Consider the following 16,313-nt stretch of genomic DNA (forward strand, 5'->3'; position numbering starts at 1 on the left):
CACGAACCTCAGGCGAGAACTTGTTCGATTTCTTCATGGCTCCATCTTCTCAAGAGTGGGAGCCTCCTCAAAACCCGGGGCGATTCACTCTTGCATGGTGTCCACCAGTTTTCTTAGTGGACACTATCCTTCACGCCGGCCGACGCTGGCTCAAGATGGGTTCGCCGGACGGATACAGCGCGTCAGCACATCCTTGAGGTAGGCGTAGGGGTCGTGCCCGTTGAGCCGGGCCGTTTGCACCAGGCTCATCACGGCGGTGGCCCGCTGGCCCGCGTGCAGGCTGCCGGCGAAGAGGCTGTTCTTGCGTCCGAGTGCGACCGGGCGGATCGCGTTCTAGACGCGGTTGTTGTCGATCGGAAGCGCCCCGTCGGCCAGATAGCGCGTGAGCGCGCCCCAGCGTTTGAGGCTGTAGTCGATGGCCCGCTTCGAGTGCATCGTTCTGGACGACATCGGCTATGTTCAGCACGACTGCGACGAGATGGAAGTGCTATTCACGCTGCTGGCCGAGCGCTACGAGCGCAATAGCGTCGTCATCACCACGAACCTCGTGTTCTCCGAATGGGGACGCATCTTCAAGGACCCGATGACAACCATGGCGGCGTTCGATCGGGGCGTGCATCACAGCGTCGTGCTCGATCTAATGGCCGTCGACAGCTACCGCACTCAAGCGGCCGGTACATCACAGAAAGCACGCACCGCCGCCGTCGCGGCGGTCGGCTAAACGGCTGCAGATTTAATTGTCGCCACCGTCAAATCTAATTGACGTCGGACAGCGTGCCCCTGTACCGCGTCAAGACGGGTTGGGCGGACACTTACCCGTATGCGTCCGGGGAACCCGCCATGTGATGTCACGGCAAGCTGATCGTGACGTGCGCCTGCCTCGGAGCGACTTTGACGATGTCGCTGAACTGCTCGAGTTCTTTGTTTGTGTTGCGGGTAATCAACGTCTGCAGGCCCGCGAACACGAGCATTGCGATGAAGGCGTAGCCGCTTAACACGGCCCAGAGCGGTATGTTGCGTCGCAGGGCGTGTCGAATGGAGTCGGGTGCCGCCCAGTCCGGGGCGAAGCCGGGGCGTTTGCCTTTGAAATGGGCGATTTCGTCTCCGAGCCGGCCAACGAGGTAGCCGAGCTTCTCGGGCGATTCGAGCAGGTATTTTCCGCGAAACCCAAGGAGGAGGCACAGGTGGTAGACCTCCAGGGATTGGAGACGAGCCGTCCCTTCTGCTCTGAGCCCTTCAAGGCGTTCGAAGAAGCGCTCGCCTGCGAGCTGGTCGCCAAAGAACGCGAGCTGCAGCGGCTGACGTTCCCAGCTGTCGCGGATCGACAGGCGCGACGAGAGGATGTGTTCATCCATTGCTGCGCAGAAGGCGTACTTGGCGGCGAAGATATCTTCGGTCGGAATGTCGACCCGTTTGGCGTTGCGCTCGAATTCGTCCAGAAACTCTTTGAGCCGATTCCTGAATGCGTCGGCATCGTTTGGCGCGGCGCGGTTTCGCACCAGGAACATGAGATAGAAGCCGTCATACATCAGATCGGCGAGGGTCTTTGACTGGCGCGGGGCGTCCGCGGGACGCCGTCGCATCTCAGCGTCGCCAAAGAGAGAGGGAGGGCTGTTGGGAGTCATCATTGCACCAGCGCAAAGAGTTCGACCCGAAGGTCTCGGAATCCAGATGGCGTATAGACGGCGATCGTCTGGGCCTGCAGCATGCGCTCAAAGAGCGGGCCGCTTGGCTCGATTGAGAAGTAGTAGTTGCCCGGCCGGACGGGTATTGCGGCGGGGACCTGGGGGGCGGCGGTGATCTTTACCCCGGGCATCGCAGAGAGCAGCAGCTTATCGACGTCATCCGGCGCGCCCAGCTTGAACCTTAGCGGAACCGCCTCGACCAGTTCGGGCGGCGGCATATCTGCCGACACCGCCAGGTAGAAGCTCGTACCTTCGTTGAGCTTTTCGCCGTCGAGGCGCCCGACGTAGAACGAGGGCTTGGTCTCGTTCAGCGTGATGGTTGCGCAACGAGTGGAGATGACCGTCTCAAGCAGTTCGCGGATGATTCGGTCGAGCTTGAAGAACGATGGCGCCGGAGCGAGGTGATCGTAGCTTGGCAGGTCATCGAGGGTGTAGCTCTTCGAAAACGTCATCAATGCGCCGGCGACTTCGAGCAAGCCCTCGAACAGGCGTTCGGGGTGCAGGCGAGGGTGCCGGAACAGGTGACTGAGCCGCGCGTATGCACTGCTTGCCGTATGGAGCAGCCAGAACGACGCAATGTCACCTGAACGCACCTCGACGATATTGCGGCTGGGTTCGCGGTGAAATCCGTACAGCGCAGCACACTTTGCCTGGAGGATGTCGAGGGTGCGCCGCAGCATTGCCAGCAGGGTTGGGAGTGCGTCGATCGACGCGGCCGGCGCCATGAAGCTCGGATCGAGTTCATAGCCGCCGGTCGACGTCTTGCGCACTCTGACGGCAGGCAAGGTTACGAACTGTTCAAGCGCATCGTTTTCGCTCAGCAAGCGCGGCTGCTTTCGCAGCAGCATCACATCCGCTTCGGCTGCGCGGGTAAACAGGTCAGGCGCGTGCTCGCTTGCGGGGCGAAACCGTGCGTTGGTTCGGTTGTCGCCGGGCTGCGCGTGGTTGCCGCCACTTTGCCGCAGATGCGCGAGCGCCAAATGAAAAGTGATCGCGTCGCTCGAGAACTCTCGTTGCGATAGGTTGACTGGATCGGGGAGTTCGTCCGCGTCCGGCGCGGCATAGAAATCACCATCGGGGAAGACGGCGCGGATTTCGTCCAGCCGGAGGATGCCGCTTGCAAGGGCTTCTTTGTCGATTCGCAGGTTTCGAAAACCCCAGGCATAGGGGTGCAGCGTCCGGCTCAACTCCGCCAGGCGGGTCTCGTGGTAAAGATCCTGGCGCTGAAAGTGCTGCGGCCGCAGGAAGAGGCCTTCTCCCCACAAGACTTTTGCTGCTGAAGTCAAAATGCTTCTCCTGATACGGCTACTTCGATTCTTGGGGAGCTGCGCCACATCGGGCTGCTGCCAAGCGGGCGGGTTGATCTTCTGCCCAGCCGATTGTCGCCCCGGCGCTGACGCTCAGCGCGCATGCGTGTGCGCCCAACAGCACACCACTCTTCGCCGCAGCTGCGCGCTCGAAGGCGACTCGCCAGCGCATCGGCGCCGGCGTTCGGTACCCGGCAGCAATTGCAAGAAACGAAGCCTCCCTGCTGACCTTCTCCTTCAGCTCCAGCTTCTGGTTGGGCGTCAATATCAGTTCGCGGACTTCGATTAAATCGGCGCCGAGCGCCTCTTTCTCCTTACCAGGCTGCAGAACCGCATCGGCCGACATCGCAAGGAAGGCGTCAGCGCTGCGCAGCTTGTAAACATGAAGCACCAGCGCGGTTCCCTTGCCGTCCGTCGTTGCATTCAGGTTACGCGCGGCGTGGATGCGCAGCGGGACTTCATCGAAACCTTCTGTTGAGTCGAGGCTTGCGCGTTTGAGTCCCACTCTGTTCAGCGCGCTATCTGCAGCCGATCCGACCATGGTCGCGGTCTCGGTCGTGCTGCATGCGCACATCATCAGCGCGAGCGCTGCTACAGCCAGTCTGGGATTCGACCGACTGCCTGCTGATGCGGAAGAACTGCACAGTGCGTATGGCATCGTCATTGAAAGCGTGTTTCCTTGTTCGTAGAGTACCACCCATGCCGCATACGCCAACGGGATATGCGGGCAAGGTGTGAAGTGCAGCATGAAGCCGCACACGAGCACTCAAGACCAAGATAGGGAGCCGACCATGAATGACCAATACATACGCCGCGTGCTGGGCGGCAAGCGATTGATTCCGCTTTGCGCAGCCTTCTTGCTTGCCGCTTGCGCCACCACGCCGCAAGTCTCTGAACTCGATCAGTTCAAGGACGTCGCAGCGGTTCAACAGCGCGTTGATGAGCTTGTGAGTTCGGGTGACGTGCAGAAAGCACAGGCGATGCTTGAAGGGGCTGCGAAGGCTAATCCGACTGACCCCGCGCCGTGGGTTCGACTGGCACAACTGCAATTTGACCGGGGGAACTACTCGGGCACGATCGCCGCCGCCGAAGAGGCCGTCCAGCGCGATGCAAACAACACCCAAGCCAAAGGCTTGGCCCTGGTTGCGAGCTTGCGTATCGCGGTTCGCAATATTCAGGAGCTGCGCGGCGGCGTCGCACTTGGCGGCGATACGCGTGGCGAGGCGGAGCGTCTGGCTCGCACGCTGCGCGAGACGATCAAGGAAGACGTTCTTGTTCCGGTTGCGCCAAGTGGCGAGACCAAAAAGAAGTCGCGTACCGCGTCCGCCAAGCAGGCTTCGCCGGTTGCTCAGACGGCGCCTGCCGCATCCGCTGCCCCCGCAGCGGCCGTGTCGACGGCGCCGGCGAAGCCGGCAGCCCCGGCCGCCAAGGCTCCTGCCGCGCCCGCCAAAGCCTCCGCCGACCCGTTCGGCGCGTTGAAGTAACCGCCCCCCACCAGACGAACCGAACAGGAAAAAAGCACCATGGCCAAGAAAGACAGCGTTCAGCAAAAACTGACCCGCGTTCGCCCGCCTCGCGTCCAACTCACCTATGAGGTGGAGCGCGGCGACGCGGTTGAGCAGAAGGAACTGCCCTTCGTCGTGGGCGTGGTGGGCGACTTCGCCGGCCAGTCCGAGATCGAGCAGCCGCGCTTGCGTGATCGTCGATTTGTGAATATCGACGGCGACAACTTTGACGATGTTATGCAAGGGCTTGAGCCGCGCGCAGCCTATCGCGTCGACAACCGCTTGACGGCGGAAGGCGGCGAGTTCGCTGTCGATCTGAAGTTCCGGTCGATTGAAGACTTCCGGCCCGAGTCCGTCGTCCAGCAGGTCGACCCGCTGCGCAAGCTGCTGGAGGCTCGCAGCAAGCTTGCAGATCTGCGCAACAAGCTCGCAGGCAACGACAAGCTCGAAGACATTCTGCAAGACGTGCTCAACAGCACCGAGAAACTCGCCGCCCTGAGCGCCGAAGCCAAGGTGGAGGAGTAAGCCATGAATTCACCGTCCGTCGCCCATGTGCAACAAGCCGTCGAGGCGCAAACCAGTCTGCTTGATCAGATCGTGTCCGAGAGCCGCGTCGCGCGGTCTTCGGTCGAACACGATCGTGCCCGCGACCTGATCTCCGAGCTGGTCAGCCAGGTCATGAGCGGCACCGTCGTGATGTCGGAGAACCTTGCCGCCACGCTTGATGCGCGCATTGCAGAACTTGACGCGATGCTCTCCGAACAGCTTTCGGTTGTGATGCACGCGCCGGAGTTCCAGAGGCTCGAATCGTCCTGGCGTGGTCTGGAGTACCTGTGCAAACAGAGCTCAACCGGCCAGATGCTCAAGATCAAGCTGATGAACGCGACCAAGCGTGAGCTGGTGAAGGACTTTCGCGGTGCGATCGAGTTCGATCAGAGCGCGCTCTTCAAGAAGGTCTACGAAGAGGAATTCGGCACCTTTGGTGGCGCCCCGTTCGGAACCCTGCTGGGCGACTTTGAGATCAGCCGCCAGCCAGAAGACATGTACTTCATCGAGCAGATGTCGCATGTGGCGGCTGCGGCGCACGCGCCGTTCATTTCTGCCGCGTCGCCGGAGCTGTTCGGTCTGGAAGGCTTTACCGATCTGGGCAAGCCGCGCGATCTTTCCAAGGTATTCGATACCGTCGAGTATGCAAAGTGGAAGACCTTCCGCGAGTCTGAAGACGCCCGCTATGTCGGGCTGACCCTGCCGCATTTCCTTGGGCGCCTTCCGTACAACCCGAAGGACGGCACGACGGTTGAGGGTTTCAATTTTGTCGAGGACGTTGATGGGACCGATCACAGCAAGTATCTGTGGGTGAACGCGGCCTACGCCTTCACTTCGCGCATTACGGATGCGTTTGACAAGTACGGCTGGTGCGCGGCGATCCGCGGCGTTGAAGGCGGCGGTCTGGTCGAAGACTTGCCGACGCATACCTTCAAGACCGACGAAGGTGAAGTGGCACTCAAGTGCCCGACCGAGGTGGCGATTACCGACCGCCGCGAGAAGGAGCTCTCGGATCTGGGCTTCATCCCGCTGGTGCATTGCAAGGGTACGGACTACGCCGCTTTCTTTGGCGCGCAGTCGGCCCAGAAGGCCAAGAAGTACAACACGGATGCGGCCAATGCCAATTCGGTGTTGTCGGCGCAGCTTCAGTACATCTTTGCCGTTTGCCGTATCTCGCATTACCTCAAGGCGATGATGCGCGACAAGATCGGCAGCTTTGCCTCGGCCGGCAATGTTGAAAACTATCTCAATAGCTGGGTTGCGCAGTATGTCCTGCTCGACGATGGCGCGTCGCAGGAAGCCAAGGCGGAGTTCCCGCTTCGTGAGGCGTCGGTGCAGGTCTCCGAGGTCCCGGGCAAGCCGGGTGTCTATCGTGCGGTCGCCTTCCTGCGCCCGCACTTCCAATTGGATGAGCTCACGGTTTCACTGCGCCTGGTGGCCGAGCTGCCTCAATCCGCAGGCGCGTAATTCGTAACTCTCTACCCCGAGTATTGAAGGAGCCATAAGTGAAAGACATTTACCTGCAGTTCAAAGGCAAGTACGACGTCAAGGGCGAGTCGCGCGATGGCGAGCACAAAGAGTGGATCGAAGTGAGCTCATGGAGCCACCTGATTCGTCAACCACGCTCGGCCACGGCATCGACCTCCGGTGGCCATACCGCCGAACGTTGCGAGCATGGCGAGATGATCTTCGTGAAGGACATGGACTTGACCTCTCCGCGGTTGTGGGAAGGCTGTTCCGCGGGCCACACCTTCGACGAAGTCACCATCGACTTCATGCGTGCTGACGGCGACAAGCGCGTCAAGTATCTCGAGATCAAGCTCAAGCATGTGCTGATCGCGTCGGTGACGCCATCGGTGGCAGGCGAGGGCATCCCCACCGAAACCTTCACCCTGAAGTACGCCGCTGTGCAGTGGACCTATACCGCGCAGGACATCAAGGGCGGCACCAAGGGCAACAAGGTTGCCAAGTGGAGTCTGGCCAAGAACTCCGCCAGCTACGAAGTCTAAGCAAGTGGTCGCACTGCGCCGGCACGCCCGGCGCAGTGCGCTGCATGAGATGAGCGCGCCATGAAAGGTTTCAATCCCACGCTGTTTGAGCGACTGTTCGACGAGGCGCCTCATCGCGGCGATGATCCTGCGCCCTTGCGCCGCTGGTCTGTCGAGGAGCTCAAGGACAGCGTGGCGCGCGATCTGGAATCGCTGCTCAACAGTCGTTGCGGTCTGCGTGAGTCTTCGCTTGCCGTATATCCCGAGGCGTCGCGTTCGCTTGCCAGTTTCGGCATGACCGATTTCGTTGGTCTGAGCCTGGCGAATCCGGCTGATCGCGCGCGTATCTGCGCCACGCTTGAGCGCACCATCCTCCAGCACGAGCCGCGCCTCAAAAGGGTGATTGTCGGGTTGCGAGGCGACGAGCGCAGCGTGGGCCGCCTCAACTTCACGATTCAGGCTGTCCTGCATGTTCCGCCCACCGCCGAGCCGGTTGGCTTTGATGCGGTGCTGCAACCGTGCACGCAGCAGTACTTGGTTGCGAGCAGTCGTCGCACCCTTCAGGCGGTGGTATGAACGATCTGCTGCCTTACTACGAGCGGGAACTGACCTTCCTGCGGCGTCATTCGCGCGAGTTCGCCGAACGCTACCCGAAGATCGCTTCGCGTCTCTTGCTTTCTGGCGAGACCTGCGAAGACCCGCATATCGAGCGGATGCTCGAATCCTTTGCGCTGCTCTCGGCCCGTGTTCACAAGAAGCTCGATGACGATTTTCCTGAACTGACCGAGAGCCTGCTTGGCGTCATTGCGCCGCATTACCTCAAGCCTCTGCCTTCCTGTTCGATCGCGCGCTTCGACATGGGCGGCGCCGACGCGCAACTCTCCGAGCCCGTGAGCCTGCCGCGCGGCACCTCGTTGTCTACGCGTGCTTCGGGCGGGGTGGCATGCCGTTTTCGCACCGCCTACGACGTCACCTTGGCGCCGATACGGATTGCGGCGGCTGGCTTCGAGCAGCCGGTAATCTCTGGGCGAAGCTTGAGAGTGCCGCCGGATACATCCTGCGCGCTGACGCTGACGATCGAGTCAAGCAGCGCGGCGAACCCGCTCAACGCGCTCAGGCTCGATCGCCTCAGACTGTTTCTGGATGGTGAGCCTTCGCTGGTCTGCCACCTGCGTGAGGCACTGTTCTCGTCGCTGCGCGGGATTGCGGTGGGTTCGCCCGAACAGAATGCCTGGCAGGTGCTCAATCGCGATGTGGTTCAGCCTGTGGGGTTCGGCATCGATGAAGGCCTGCTCGACTACGACGCGCGATCGCAACTTGCGTATCGCCTGCTGACCGAGTTCTTCCTCTTTCCGGCCAAGTTCGACTTCTTCGATCTGGACTTTGCGGCGCTTCGCGCAGCCCTGCCGCCGGGTACGACGCGGTTTGAGATCAAGTTTTTCCTTGGGCGCGGCGCAACCGAATTGCAGCCTGCGCTGCTTGAGCGTGTGTCGTCCGCGAACTTCGCGATGGGCTGCACACCGGTTGTGAATCTGTTCGAACGCAACGCCGAACCGATTCGTCTGGATCACAGCCGCACCGATTACCCCTTGGTGGTGGATGCACGCCGCGCGGCTTCGTTCGAGTTGTACTCGGTCAATCGCGTGTCTCGGGTCGAGAAGAGCGCAAGGGGGGAGCGGATCTCCGAGTTTCGGCCGTTTTACGGCCTGCGCCACGCAGAAACGCCCGCCGGTGAGGGGCGCTACTGGCACTTGCGCCGCGATGCGCAAGTGGCAAGCGTGTCGCCGGGCTACGAGTACGAGATTGCCTTGGTCGACTCGACCGAAGACCTCGAGGAAGAGCGCACCGAGACCTTGAGCATCGAAGTGACGGCAACCAATCGTGACTTGCCGTCGCAACTGCCCTACGGGCTGCCTGAAGGTGACCTCTTCATTGAGGGCGGCTCCATCGCGAGGCGCATCGCGTTCTTGCGGCGGCCGACGCCGACCTACCGATTCCGCACTGAGGACGAGGGGCTGTGGCGCCTGATCTCGCACCTGTCGCTCAATCGCCTGTCGCTTGCTGAAAATGGTCTTGAAGCGCTCAGAGAAACATTCGGGCTCTATAACGCGAGCCGCGCTGCCAGTAACCAGCGCATGCTCGATGGACTCAAGACGATTGAGCACCGACCCGCCAGCGCCATGTTGCCAGGCGATCCCTTCCCGGCGTTCGTGCGTGGGGTCGATATCGAGATCGGGGTCGATGAACAGGCTTTCGTCGGGGTCGGGCTCAGCTTGTTCACCGCCGTGCTTGAGCACTTCTTTGCGCTGTACGTGCACCTCAACAGCTTCACCCGGCTGCGCGTGCGATCCACGCGCAGTGGCGAGGTCCTGATTGCCTGCAAGCCACGCAGTGGGGATGTGGTGCTGGTGTGAAGGCAAGGTTCAGCAGCGCAATCGGGCGACTGTTCGCCAAGCCTCAACGTGTCGGATTCTTCCAGGCGGTGCGTCTGTTGCGGCGTCACCTGGCAGGGCGCGACATGCGGGCCAGCGACGCGCTGGGCGATCGCGTGCAGTTTGGCAACTCGCTGGCGCTTTCATTTCCCGCCAGCGAGATCGAAAAGCTTGAAGACATCTCTCCTGCAAGCACGACTGCGGACGCGCCTGTCACGCGGGTGAAGCTCACCCCAGCCTTCATTGGCCTGACGGGAAATCAGGGTGTCCTGCCCCAGCATTACACCGAGCGCCTGCTGGAGCGCGAGGTCAATCACCGCGATCGTGCTGCGCGTGCATTCCTCGACATATTCGCCAACCGCAGTGCTGTGCAGTACTTCGGTGCCTGGGAAAAATACCGCCCGCACTTTCAGTTCGAAGCGGAGGGGCGCTCACGTTACCTCCCGACAGTACTGGCGCTGGCGGGTGCCGGTGCGCCGGCTTTGCAAGAACGTCTGGACGACGGTTCGGATGCATCGCTCTACGACGAGACGATCGCCTACTACGCGAGCATCCTGCGCGCCGCGCCGCGCTCGGCGCAGTCGATTGCCGCCGTCCTGTCGGACTACTTCGCTGCGTCCGTTCGCCTTGTGCCCTTTGTTGGGCAATGGTTCCGGCTGCCGGACGAGAGCCTCGCGCAACTGGGGCTTGCGAATGCCAGCCTGGGGGTCGATGCCGTCTGCGGCGCCCGCATTTATCAGCGGGATTCGCGCATCCAGATCGAAGTCGGGCCACTGTCGCGTTCTGCATTTCTGGCGTTCATGCCGGGCGGCGCTTCGGCGCGCGCGCTGGATCGCTTGCTGGGCCTGGTTCTGGGTCCGACCATCGAAGTCGAAGTGCGCGTGTTGCTCGATCGGCGTGAAGTCCAAGCGCTCAAGGTGGGCCTTGCAGGTGGCGGGCGCCTGGGCTGGGACAGCTGGCTCGCCACCGAAAGCTTTGAACGCGACCCCGACGACGCCACCTATCGTTTCATGCCCGGCTTTATGCGCGGGCAAGCACAACCTTCAACGAGCCCAATATGAGTACGCATCTCAAAGTCCTGATCGGAAAACTGAACGACACCTGCCGCAAGGCTGCCGAGCGCGCCGCAGGCGTATGCATGGGTCGTGGCCACTATGAAGTGGATATCGAACACTTGTTCGTCGCGCTCGGCGAACAGGCCGACAGTGACCTGGCCGTGATCGCGCATCGCTCCGGCATCAGTCTGCAGGCGCTGTTGAATGATCTTGAAGCCGAGCTTGCCCGACTGCCGACAGGCAATACCCGCACCCCGGTCTTCGCCGAGCGGATTCCGCAACTGCTTGAGGCGGCTTGGCTGATCGCATCAATCGATGATTCCCAGGCGCGAATCCGCAGCGCGCATCTGCTGCACGCCTTGCTCTCCGACCGCAAGCTGGCCCAGATGGCCTACCGTGCGTCGAAGCTCTTCGCCAAGTTCCCGGTTGATGCGCTCAAACACGATCTGACCGCGCTGTCGGCCGGCTCGGTTGAGGCTGCCCAAGCTGCGGCGACCCAAGACGCGGCGCCCGAGGTGGCGGATCTCGCGTTGGAAGAAGGCGCCAAGCGCTCGCCGACGCCGGCGCTCGACCAGTACACGACCAACCTTACCGCGCGTGCGGCGGAGGGCAAGATCGACCCGGTCATCGGGCGCGACACCGAGATCCGTCAGGCAATGGACATCCTGCTGCGCCGTCGGCAGAACAATCCGATCCTCACCGGTGAAGCGGGTGTCGGAAAGACCGCGGTGGTCGAAGGACTTGCGCTGCGCATTGCGTCGGGCGATGTGCCGCCGCCGCTGGCGGGCGTGAATCTGCATTCGCTCGACATGGGCCTGCTGCAGGCTGGCGCCAGCGTCAAGGGCGAGTTCGAGAACCGGCTCAAGTGTGTGATTGATGAGGTCAAGAAGAGCCCGACGCCGATCATCCTGTTCATCGACGAAGCCCACACGATGATTGGCGCAGGCGGCACCGCCGGCCAGAATGACGCTGCGAATCTGCTCAAGCCGGCACTGGCGCGCGGTGAGTTGCGCACGATCGCCGCGACGACCTGGGGCGAGTACAAGAAGTACTTTGAAAAAGACGCGGCACTGGCCCGGCGCTTTCAGGTGGTGAAGGTCGAGGAACCCACCCCCGAGCTTGCCTGCGCGATGCTCCGCGGCATGGCGCCGCTGATGGAGCGGCACTTCGGCGTTCGCATCCTCGACGAGGCCATCACGGAAGCGGTGACGCTTTCGGCCCGCTACATCACGGGCCGCCAATTGCCCGACAAGGCGATTGGCGTGCTCGATACCGCCTGCGCGCGTGTTGCCTTGGCTCAGAGCGCCACCCCAGGCCCGATCGACGACTTGCGCAAACAGATCGCGCGGCTCGATACCGAGTTGGCGAGCCTGACACGCGAAGGCGCGCTTGGCCTCTTGCATGCGTCGCGCCGTGAAGAGCTGACGCAACGTCGCGATGCCTTTGCCGCGAGCCTGCAGGGACTCGAAACGCAATGGCAGCAAGAGCGCGAGATGGTGTCGCAGATCCTCGCCCTGCGGTCGGCGCTGGCGGATGGCGCAGCAAGCGATGATCCGCGCCACGCAGAACTGGCCGACTTGATGGCGCGGCTGAGCCAGACGCAGGGTGAAAACCCGCTGGTGCCGCTACAGGTGGATGGCCGTACCGCGGCCGAGATCATCGCGGCCTGGACCGGCATTCCGCTCGGGCGCATGGTCAAGGACGAAATCAAGGCCGTGCTGGGCCTGCGCAAGGCCATGGCGGAACGCGTGATTGGCCAGGACCATGCTCTTGAAGCGATCGCGCAACGGGTGCGCACCGCGCGGGCCAATCTTGAAGATCCGAACAAGCCCAAGGGCGTCTTCCTGTTCGTCGGCCCCTCAGGGGTCGGCAAGACCGAGACCGCCCACGCGCTGGCCGAGATCCTTTACGGCGGTGCGCGCAGTCTGGTCACCATCAACATGAGTGAGTACCAGGAGGCGCACTCGGTCTCTGGCCTCAAGGGTTCTCCCCCGGGCTACGTCGGCTACGGCGAGGGCGGCGTGCTGACTGAGGCAGTCCGGCGGCAGCCTTACAGCATCGTGCTGCTCGATGAAGTGGAGAAGGCGCATCCGGATGTGCTGGAGCTCTTCTTCCAGGTGTTCGACAAAGGTGTGATGGACGACGCTGAGGGCCGCGAGATCGACTTCCGCAACACCATCATCATCCTGACTTCGAACGTGGCCTCGGGCACCCTGATGTCGGCCTGCATCAACAAACCGGCCGACGAGATTCCGGCGCCTGACGCCTTGCTCGACGCGATCCGGCCGCAGCTCTACAAGGCCTTCAAGCCCGCCTTTCTTGGCCGCTTGAGCGTTGTGCCGTTCTACCCGATCTCGGACGATGTGCTGGCCAGCATCATTCGCCTCAAGCTCGCGCGTATTGCACGTCGCGTGGCCGAGAACCACAAGGCGGTGTTCAGCCATGACGAGGCTTTGATCGAGGCGGTGCTCGCCCGCTGTGTCGAAGCGGATTCGGGCGCGCGGAACGTGGACAACATTCTCAGCGGCACGCTGCTGCCCGAGATTTCTGAAAGCGTGCTGACGCGCATGGCCGAAGGCGCCGCGATTGCAAAGATCAAGGTCGGCGTCAGCAAGAAGGGTGGCTTTACCTACAAGATCAGCTGAGGAGTGCTCGTGAGTACGATGTTCGATTTGCCGCATGCCCAATACCTTGATGCCGGCCCGACCGTACTGCCGGGCCTGGTCTTCCGTGATGGACGTGCAGTTCTTGGGCAGGGGCGCGGCTTCCTCGGGGTGCTGACGCCCTCGGCGCTTGATCGACTCGGTGCGCCCTCGCAGGAAGAGCGGGTGTCCGCCAGTCTGTCTTCGTACCTGTCGGTGCTGCTGCAAGGTGTGCGCAATGGCGCCTGGGGCGCGCTGGGTGAGGGCGCCACGGATCTGTACCGTTTTGCGTTGGCCCAGGGCGAGCGGCACCGGGTTCATTCGGAGCCGACTTTCCGCAACGCTTTGTTTGCACGCAAACCCACGGTGGGTGTGGTGTTCGAAGGCGTTCTGGTGACCGACCATGAGCTTGTTTTGCGGGTGGATCCGTTCATGCGCGTGGAGCAGGGCGGCGAGCAGGGATTCGGGTGCTACTTTGACTGCGGCAAGCCGGTGCGGGTCTTTCTTGCTGGCGGATCGGTCAAGCGGGTTCTGGAGTTCACCGTCACGGCCTGAGGCGAGTCGGTTTCAGGCCGTTTGCCGTCGCAGCGTATGATCTGCCGATTGAACATGAGGATGTTTTCGCATGGCTATCGGCATTCTGATCATTGGCGACGAGATACTCTCGGGGCGCCGTCAGGACAGGCATCTGAGCAAGTCCATCGAAATGCTTGCGGCGCGTGGGCTTCGCCTGGCTTGGGCGCGCTTGTGTGGTGACGACCCGGAGCGCCTGACGCGGACGCTGCGCGACTGTTTTGTAAGCGGCGATGTCTTTTTCTCGTTTGGTGGCATCGGTGCAACGCCAGACGACCACACCCGGCAGTGCGCAGCTGCTGCGCTGGGCCTGCCATTGGCGCTGCATCCGCAAGCCGAGGCCGAGATCCGGGCGCGCTTCGGCGACGAGACCACGCCGAACCGGCTTGAGATGGGCACCTACCCGGCGGGCGCGCACATCATTCCGAACCCGTACAACCGGATTCCAGGTTTTTCCGTGGCGAACGGCCATTTCGTACCCGGTTTCCCGGTCATGGCTTGGCCGATGCTGGAGTGGGTGCTCGATGGGCAGCTCAAGTCGCTTCACCACGCCGAGCCCTATCTTGAGGATTCGATGTGGGTGTTCGATGCGCAAGAAAGCCAGATTACCGATCTGATGCGCGAGCTTCAGAGCCGCTTTGCGGTGACGGTGTTCAGTCTCCCGAATGCGCACGCTCCGGGCGGTCGGCGGCAGATTGAACTGGGCGCCAAGGGGGCGCCAGATCAGGTTGCGGCGGCCATGGACGTGATGCGCGCCGCACTCGCCGAGCGCGGGTTCGAAACCCGGCCACTCGGGCAGGGTTCAGCGGGCTAGTAGCCGGCGCACAATAAGAAAAAGCCGCAGGGTTGCGCTGCGGCTTTAAGTCGGACGTCACGCATCGCGTTGTCGCGCGACGCCCGATGGAGGGCAGAACCGGGGCCGCATGGTGCGGCCCTTGCCGGAATCAGGCAGCCTTCTTGGTTGCCTTGGCCGGCGTTGCACCGCTGACGGCCTTGACGGTCGCGTCGGTCGCGGCGGTCACGTTGGCTTCAGCGATCTCAGCGACTTGCTTGGTGGCCTTGCTCAGGCTGTCGTAAGCCGAGTTGGCGGCGGCGATGGCCGACTTCACTGCGGCGATCGCGACATCGGAGCCGGCCGGTGCCGACTTGGCGGCCTTATCCAGGCTGGCCGAAACCGATTTGTTCATCTCTGCAAGCTGGCCTTCGAAGAGCTTGGAGATCTCTTCATGGGCTTGTGCGCCGATCTCGTACACGCTGCGCGAGTAGGCTACCGATTTTTCAACCATCGGCTGGGCCAGCGCGGTTTGCAGGGTCATCAGCTCTTGAATGTCCTTGGCGCCGAGTACGGTCTTGGCGTTGGCGAGGCTGTCTTCCATCAGTGCGCGAGCGGCAGTGATGTTCAGGTTGGCGAGGCGCTCAACGGTGGCGAACGTGGTGTTGGCAACGCTCAGCAGGGATTCAACTTGGGTTTTGTTGAACGCAGCGAATTGTTCAGGGGTAGCGAACATGATGTGATCTCCTAGGAAAGACTCAGGGCGAAAGATTTTGCACCGCAACAATTCCGATTATAGGCGGGCCGCCTCGCCCGTCAAGCGTTTTTTGCTGCGGTGCAATATCTATTGTGGCAGTGAGCTTGGAGATCGTCTTGTGTGTTGATTTTATTAAGAAATTGCGACGACTTCTGGCCCCGCTTCGGGCCCCGGCTTGTATCCGAATTGGCGCCCTGCCGCATGCCAATCGCGTGCGGCTGATCTAGCGATGGACAAACTTCGCGGCGCGTTTTTCCAGGAATGCCGCCATGCCTTCGCGCTTGTCGGTCAGCGAAAAGGCGGCATGAAAGACGCGCCGCTCAAACAGCAGGCCTTCGGACAGGCTGCTTTCGTAGGCGCGGTTGATTGACTCCTTGATCATCATGACCACCGGCAGCGAATGGCTGGCGATGGCCTGCGCGGCATCGAGCGCTTCGCAAAGTAGCTGATCGGCGGGGATCACGCGTGAAACAAGGCCGGAACGTTCGGCCTCGGCGGCGTCCATCATCCGTCCGCTCAGGCACAGATCCATTGCTTTGGCCTTGCCAACGGCGCGTGGCAGGCGTTGGGTGCCGCCCGCGCCCGGCAGGATGCCGAGCTTGACCTCGGGTTGGCCGAAGCGCGCGGTCTCGGCGGCGATGATGATGTCGCACATCATTGCCAGCTCGCATCCACCGCCCAGCGCAAAGCCTGCGACCGCGGCGATGGTTGGCTTGCGACAGCGGCGGATGGCTTCCCAGTTCCGGGTGATGAAGTCGGACTTGTAGACGTCCATGTAATCCCAGTCCGCCATTGCGCCGATATCGGCGCCGGCGGCGAACGCCTTGTCCGAGCCGGTGATGACGATCGCACCGATTGCCTCATCCGCTTCGAAGCCTGCAAGGGCGTGGCCGAGTTCGTCAATCAGTTGATCATTCAGCGCGTTGAGCGCCTTCGGGCGGTTGAGCGTGATGAGGCCGACGCGCGCGTGGCGTTCGACCAGGATGGTCTGGTAGTCCATCTTCCCCCCTGATGGTTGGCGCTGCCATGCCCCCCGGCACGGCAACATCCC

At 62.2% G+C, this 16,313-nt stretch carries 16 protein-coding genes and 1 pseudogene; 11 read left to right on the plus strand and 6 right to left on the minus strand.

Features of this window, described 5'->3' with window-relative positions; translation table 11 throughout:
- Window positions 1–150: 150 nt before the first annotated feature.
- Window positions 151–423: pseudogene (locus tag OPU71_RS01590) on the minus strand (IS66 family transposase); the annotation flags it as partial.
- Here OPU71_RS01590 and OPU71_RS01595 point away from each other — a divergent pair.
- Window positions 416–721: an ATP-binding protein gene (locus OPU71_RS01595; protein ID WP_324256022.1), complete on the plus strand. Its 306-nt coding sequence runs from the start codon at window positions 416–418 to the stop codon at window positions 719–721. The pseudogene OPU71_RS01590 and the gene OPU71_RS01595 sit on opposite strands and share 8 nt — an antisense overlap.
- Window positions 722–848: 127 nt before the next feature.
- On the opposite strand, the gene OPU71_RS01600 is transcribed toward OPU71_RS01595, so the two are convergent.
- Genes OPU71_RS01600 through tssJ form a run of 3 tightly spaced genes read right to left on the minus strand, consistent with a single transcriptional unit; the run spans window position 849 to window position 3,740 of the window.
- Window positions 849–1,625: a DotU family type IV/VI secretion system protein gene (locus tag OPU71_RS01600; RefSeq protein ID WP_267724328.1), complete on the minus strand. Its 777-nt coding sequence runs from the start codon at window positions 1,623–1,625 to the stop codon at window positions 849–851.
- Window positions 1,625–2,971, minus strand: a complete 1,347-nt coding sequence (tssK, locus tag OPU71_RS01605) for a type VI secretion system baseplate subunit TssK (RefSeq protein ID WP_267724330.1) — start codon at window positions 2,969–2,971, stop codon at window positions 1,625–1,627. The genes OPU71_RS01600 and tssK overlap by 1 nt, the downstream gene beginning before the upstream one ends.
- 19 nt (window positions 2,972–2,990) lie before the next feature.
- The gene (gene tssJ / locus OPU71_RS01610; RefSeq protein ID WP_267724332.1) at window positions 2,991–3,740 is read right to left on the minus strand and encodes a type VI secretion system lipoprotein TssJ; all 750 of its coding nucleotides are present in this window, start codon (window positions 3,738–3,740) and stop codon (window positions 2,991–2,993) included.
- A 43-nt stretch (window positions 3,741–3,783) separates the two neighbouring features.
- On the opposite strand from tssJ, the gene OPU71_RS01615 reads away from it, so the two are divergent.
- The 10 genes from OPU71_RS01615 to OPU71_RS01660 all read left to right on the plus strand — a co-directional run bounded on the left by OPU71_RS01615 (window position 3,784) and on the right by OPU71_RS01660 (window position 14,547).
- Entirely contained in the window at window positions 3,784–4,476 is a 693-nt protein-coding gene (locus OPU71_RS01615; RefSeq protein ID WP_267724334.1) for a tetratricopeptide repeat protein, read from the plus strand.
- Between the two features lie 39 nt (window positions 4,477–4,515).
- Window positions 4,516–5,022: a type VI secretion system contractile sheath small subunit gene (tssB, locus tag OPU71_RS01620; RefSeq protein ID WP_267724336.1), complete on the plus strand. Its 507-nt coding sequence runs from the start codon at window positions 4,516–4,518 to the stop codon at window positions 5,020–5,022.
- 3 nt (window positions 5,023–5,025) lie between these two features.
- Window positions 5,026–6,510: a type VI secretion system contractile sheath large subunit gene (tssC, locus tag OPU71_RS01625; protein WP_267724338.1), complete on the plus strand. Its 1,485-nt coding sequence runs from the start codon at window positions 5,026–5,028 to the stop codon at window positions 6,508–6,510.
- 38 nt (window positions 6,511–6,548) lie between these two features.
- Window positions 6,549–7,052, plus strand: coding sequence for an Hcp family type VI secretion system effector (locus tag OPU71_RS01630; protein ID WP_267724340.1), 504 nt, complete (start codon window positions 6,549–6,551; stop codon window positions 7,050–7,052).
- A 60-nt stretch (window positions 7,053–7,112) separates the two neighbouring features.
- Window positions 7,113–7,607: a type VI secretion system baseplate subunit TssE gene (gene tssE / locus OPU71_RS01635; RefSeq protein WP_267724342.1), complete on the plus strand. Its 495-nt coding sequence runs from the start codon at window positions 7,113–7,115 to the stop codon at window positions 7,605–7,607.
- The gene (tssF, locus tag OPU71_RS01640) at window positions 7,604–9,445 is read left to right on the plus strand and encodes a type VI secretion system baseplate subunit TssF (RefSeq protein ID WP_267724344.1); all 1,842 of its coding nucleotides are present in this window, start codon (window positions 7,604–7,606) and stop codon (window positions 9,443–9,445) included. The genes tssE and tssF overlap by 4 nt, the downstream gene beginning before the upstream one ends.
- Window positions 9,442–10,524, plus strand: a complete 1,083-nt coding sequence (gene tssG, locus OPU71_RS01645) for a type VI secretion system baseplate subunit TssG (protein ID WP_267724346.1) — start codon at window positions 9,442–9,444, stop codon at window positions 10,522–10,524. Before tssF ends, tssG begins: the two co-directional genes overlap by 4 nt.
- Window positions 10,521–13,163, plus strand: coding sequence for a type VI secretion system ATPase TssH (tssH, locus tag OPU71_RS01650; protein ID WP_267724348.1), 2,643 nt, complete (start codon window positions 10,521–10,523; stop codon window positions 13,161–13,163). The genes tssG and tssH overlap by 4 nt, the downstream gene beginning before the upstream one ends.
- A gap of 9 nt (window positions 13,164–13,172) precedes the next feature.
- Window positions 13,173–13,715: a hypothetical protein gene (locus OPU71_RS01655; RefSeq protein WP_267724350.1), complete on the plus strand. Its 543-nt coding sequence runs from the start codon at window positions 13,173–13,175 to the stop codon at window positions 13,713–13,715.
- Window positions 13,716–13,785: 70 nt separating this feature from the next.
- Entirely contained in the window at window positions 13,786–14,547 is a 762-nt protein-coding gene (locus OPU71_RS01660) for a competence/damage-inducible protein A (RefSeq protein WP_267724352.1), read from the plus strand.
- Window positions 14,548–14,677: 130 nt separating this feature from the next.
- Here OPU71_RS01660 and phaP read toward each other — a convergent pair whose 3' ends face one another.
- Window positions 14,678–15,241: a TIGR01841 family phasin gene (gene phaP, locus OPU71_RS01665; RefSeq protein ID WP_267724354.1), complete on the minus strand. Its 564-nt coding sequence runs from the start codon at window positions 15,239–15,241 to the stop codon at window positions 14,678–14,680.
- Between the two features lie 244 nt (window positions 15,242–15,485).
- Window positions 15,486–16,262 carry an enoyl-CoA hydratase gene (locus tag OPU71_RS01670; protein ID WP_267724356.1) on the minus strand — a complete coding sequence of 259 codons (777 nt, stop codon included), beginning with the start codon at window positions 16,260–16,262 and terminating at the stop codon, window positions 15,486–15,488.
- Window positions 16,263–16,313: the final 51 nt, after the last annotated feature.

Source organism: Niveibacterium sp. 24ML, assembly GCF_026586805.1.
Taxonomy (GTDB): domain Bacteria; phylum Pseudomonadota; class Gammaproteobacteria; order Burkholderiales; family Rhodocyclaceae; genus Niveibacterium.

Coding starts and splice junctions, on each gene's coding strand:
- OPU71_RS01600 (WP_267724328.1), bottom strand. CDS start 1,625: ATGACTCCCAACAGCCCTCCCTCTCTCTTTGGCGACGCTGAGATGCGA.
- OPU71_RS01660 (WP_267724352.1), top strand. CDS start 13,786: ATGGCTATCGGCATTCTGATCATTGGCGACGAGATACTCTCGGGGCGC.
- OPU71_RS01615 (WP_267724334.1), top strand. CDS start 3,784: ATGAATGACCAATACATACGCCGCGTGCTGGGCGGCAAGCGATTGATT.
- OPU71_RS01595 (WP_324256022.1), top strand. CDS start 416: ATGGCCCGCTTCGAGTGCATCGTTCTGGACGACATCGGCTATGTTCAG.
- tssH (WP_267724348.1), top strand. CDS start 10,521: ATGAGTACGCATCTCAAAGTCCTGATCGGAAAACTGAACGACACCTGC.
- tssB (WP_267724336.1), top strand. CDS start 4,516: ATGGCCAAGAAAGACAGCGTTCAGCAAAAACTGACCCGCGTTCGCCCG.
- tssF (WP_267724344.1), top strand. CDS start 7,604: ATGAACGATCTGCTGCCTTACTACGAGCGGGAACTGACCTTCCTGCGG.
- tssJ (WP_267724332.1), bottom strand. CDS start 3,740: ATGCTGCACTTCACACCTTGCCCGCATATCCCGTTGGCGTATGCGGCA.
- tssE (WP_267724342.1), top strand. CDS start 7,113: ATGAAAGGTTTCAATCCCACGCTGTTTGAGCGACTGTTCGACGAGGCG.
- phaP (WP_267724354.1), bottom strand. CDS start 15,241: ATGTTCGCTACCCCTGAACAATTCGCTGCGTTCAACAAAACCCAAGTT.
- OPU71_RS01670 (WP_267724356.1), bottom strand. CDS start 16,262: ATGGACTACCAGACCATCCTGGTCGAACGCCACGCGCGCGTCGGCCTC.
- tssC (WP_267724338.1), top strand. CDS start 5,026: ATGAATTCACCGTCCGTCGCCCATGTGCAACAAGCCGTCGAGGCGCAA.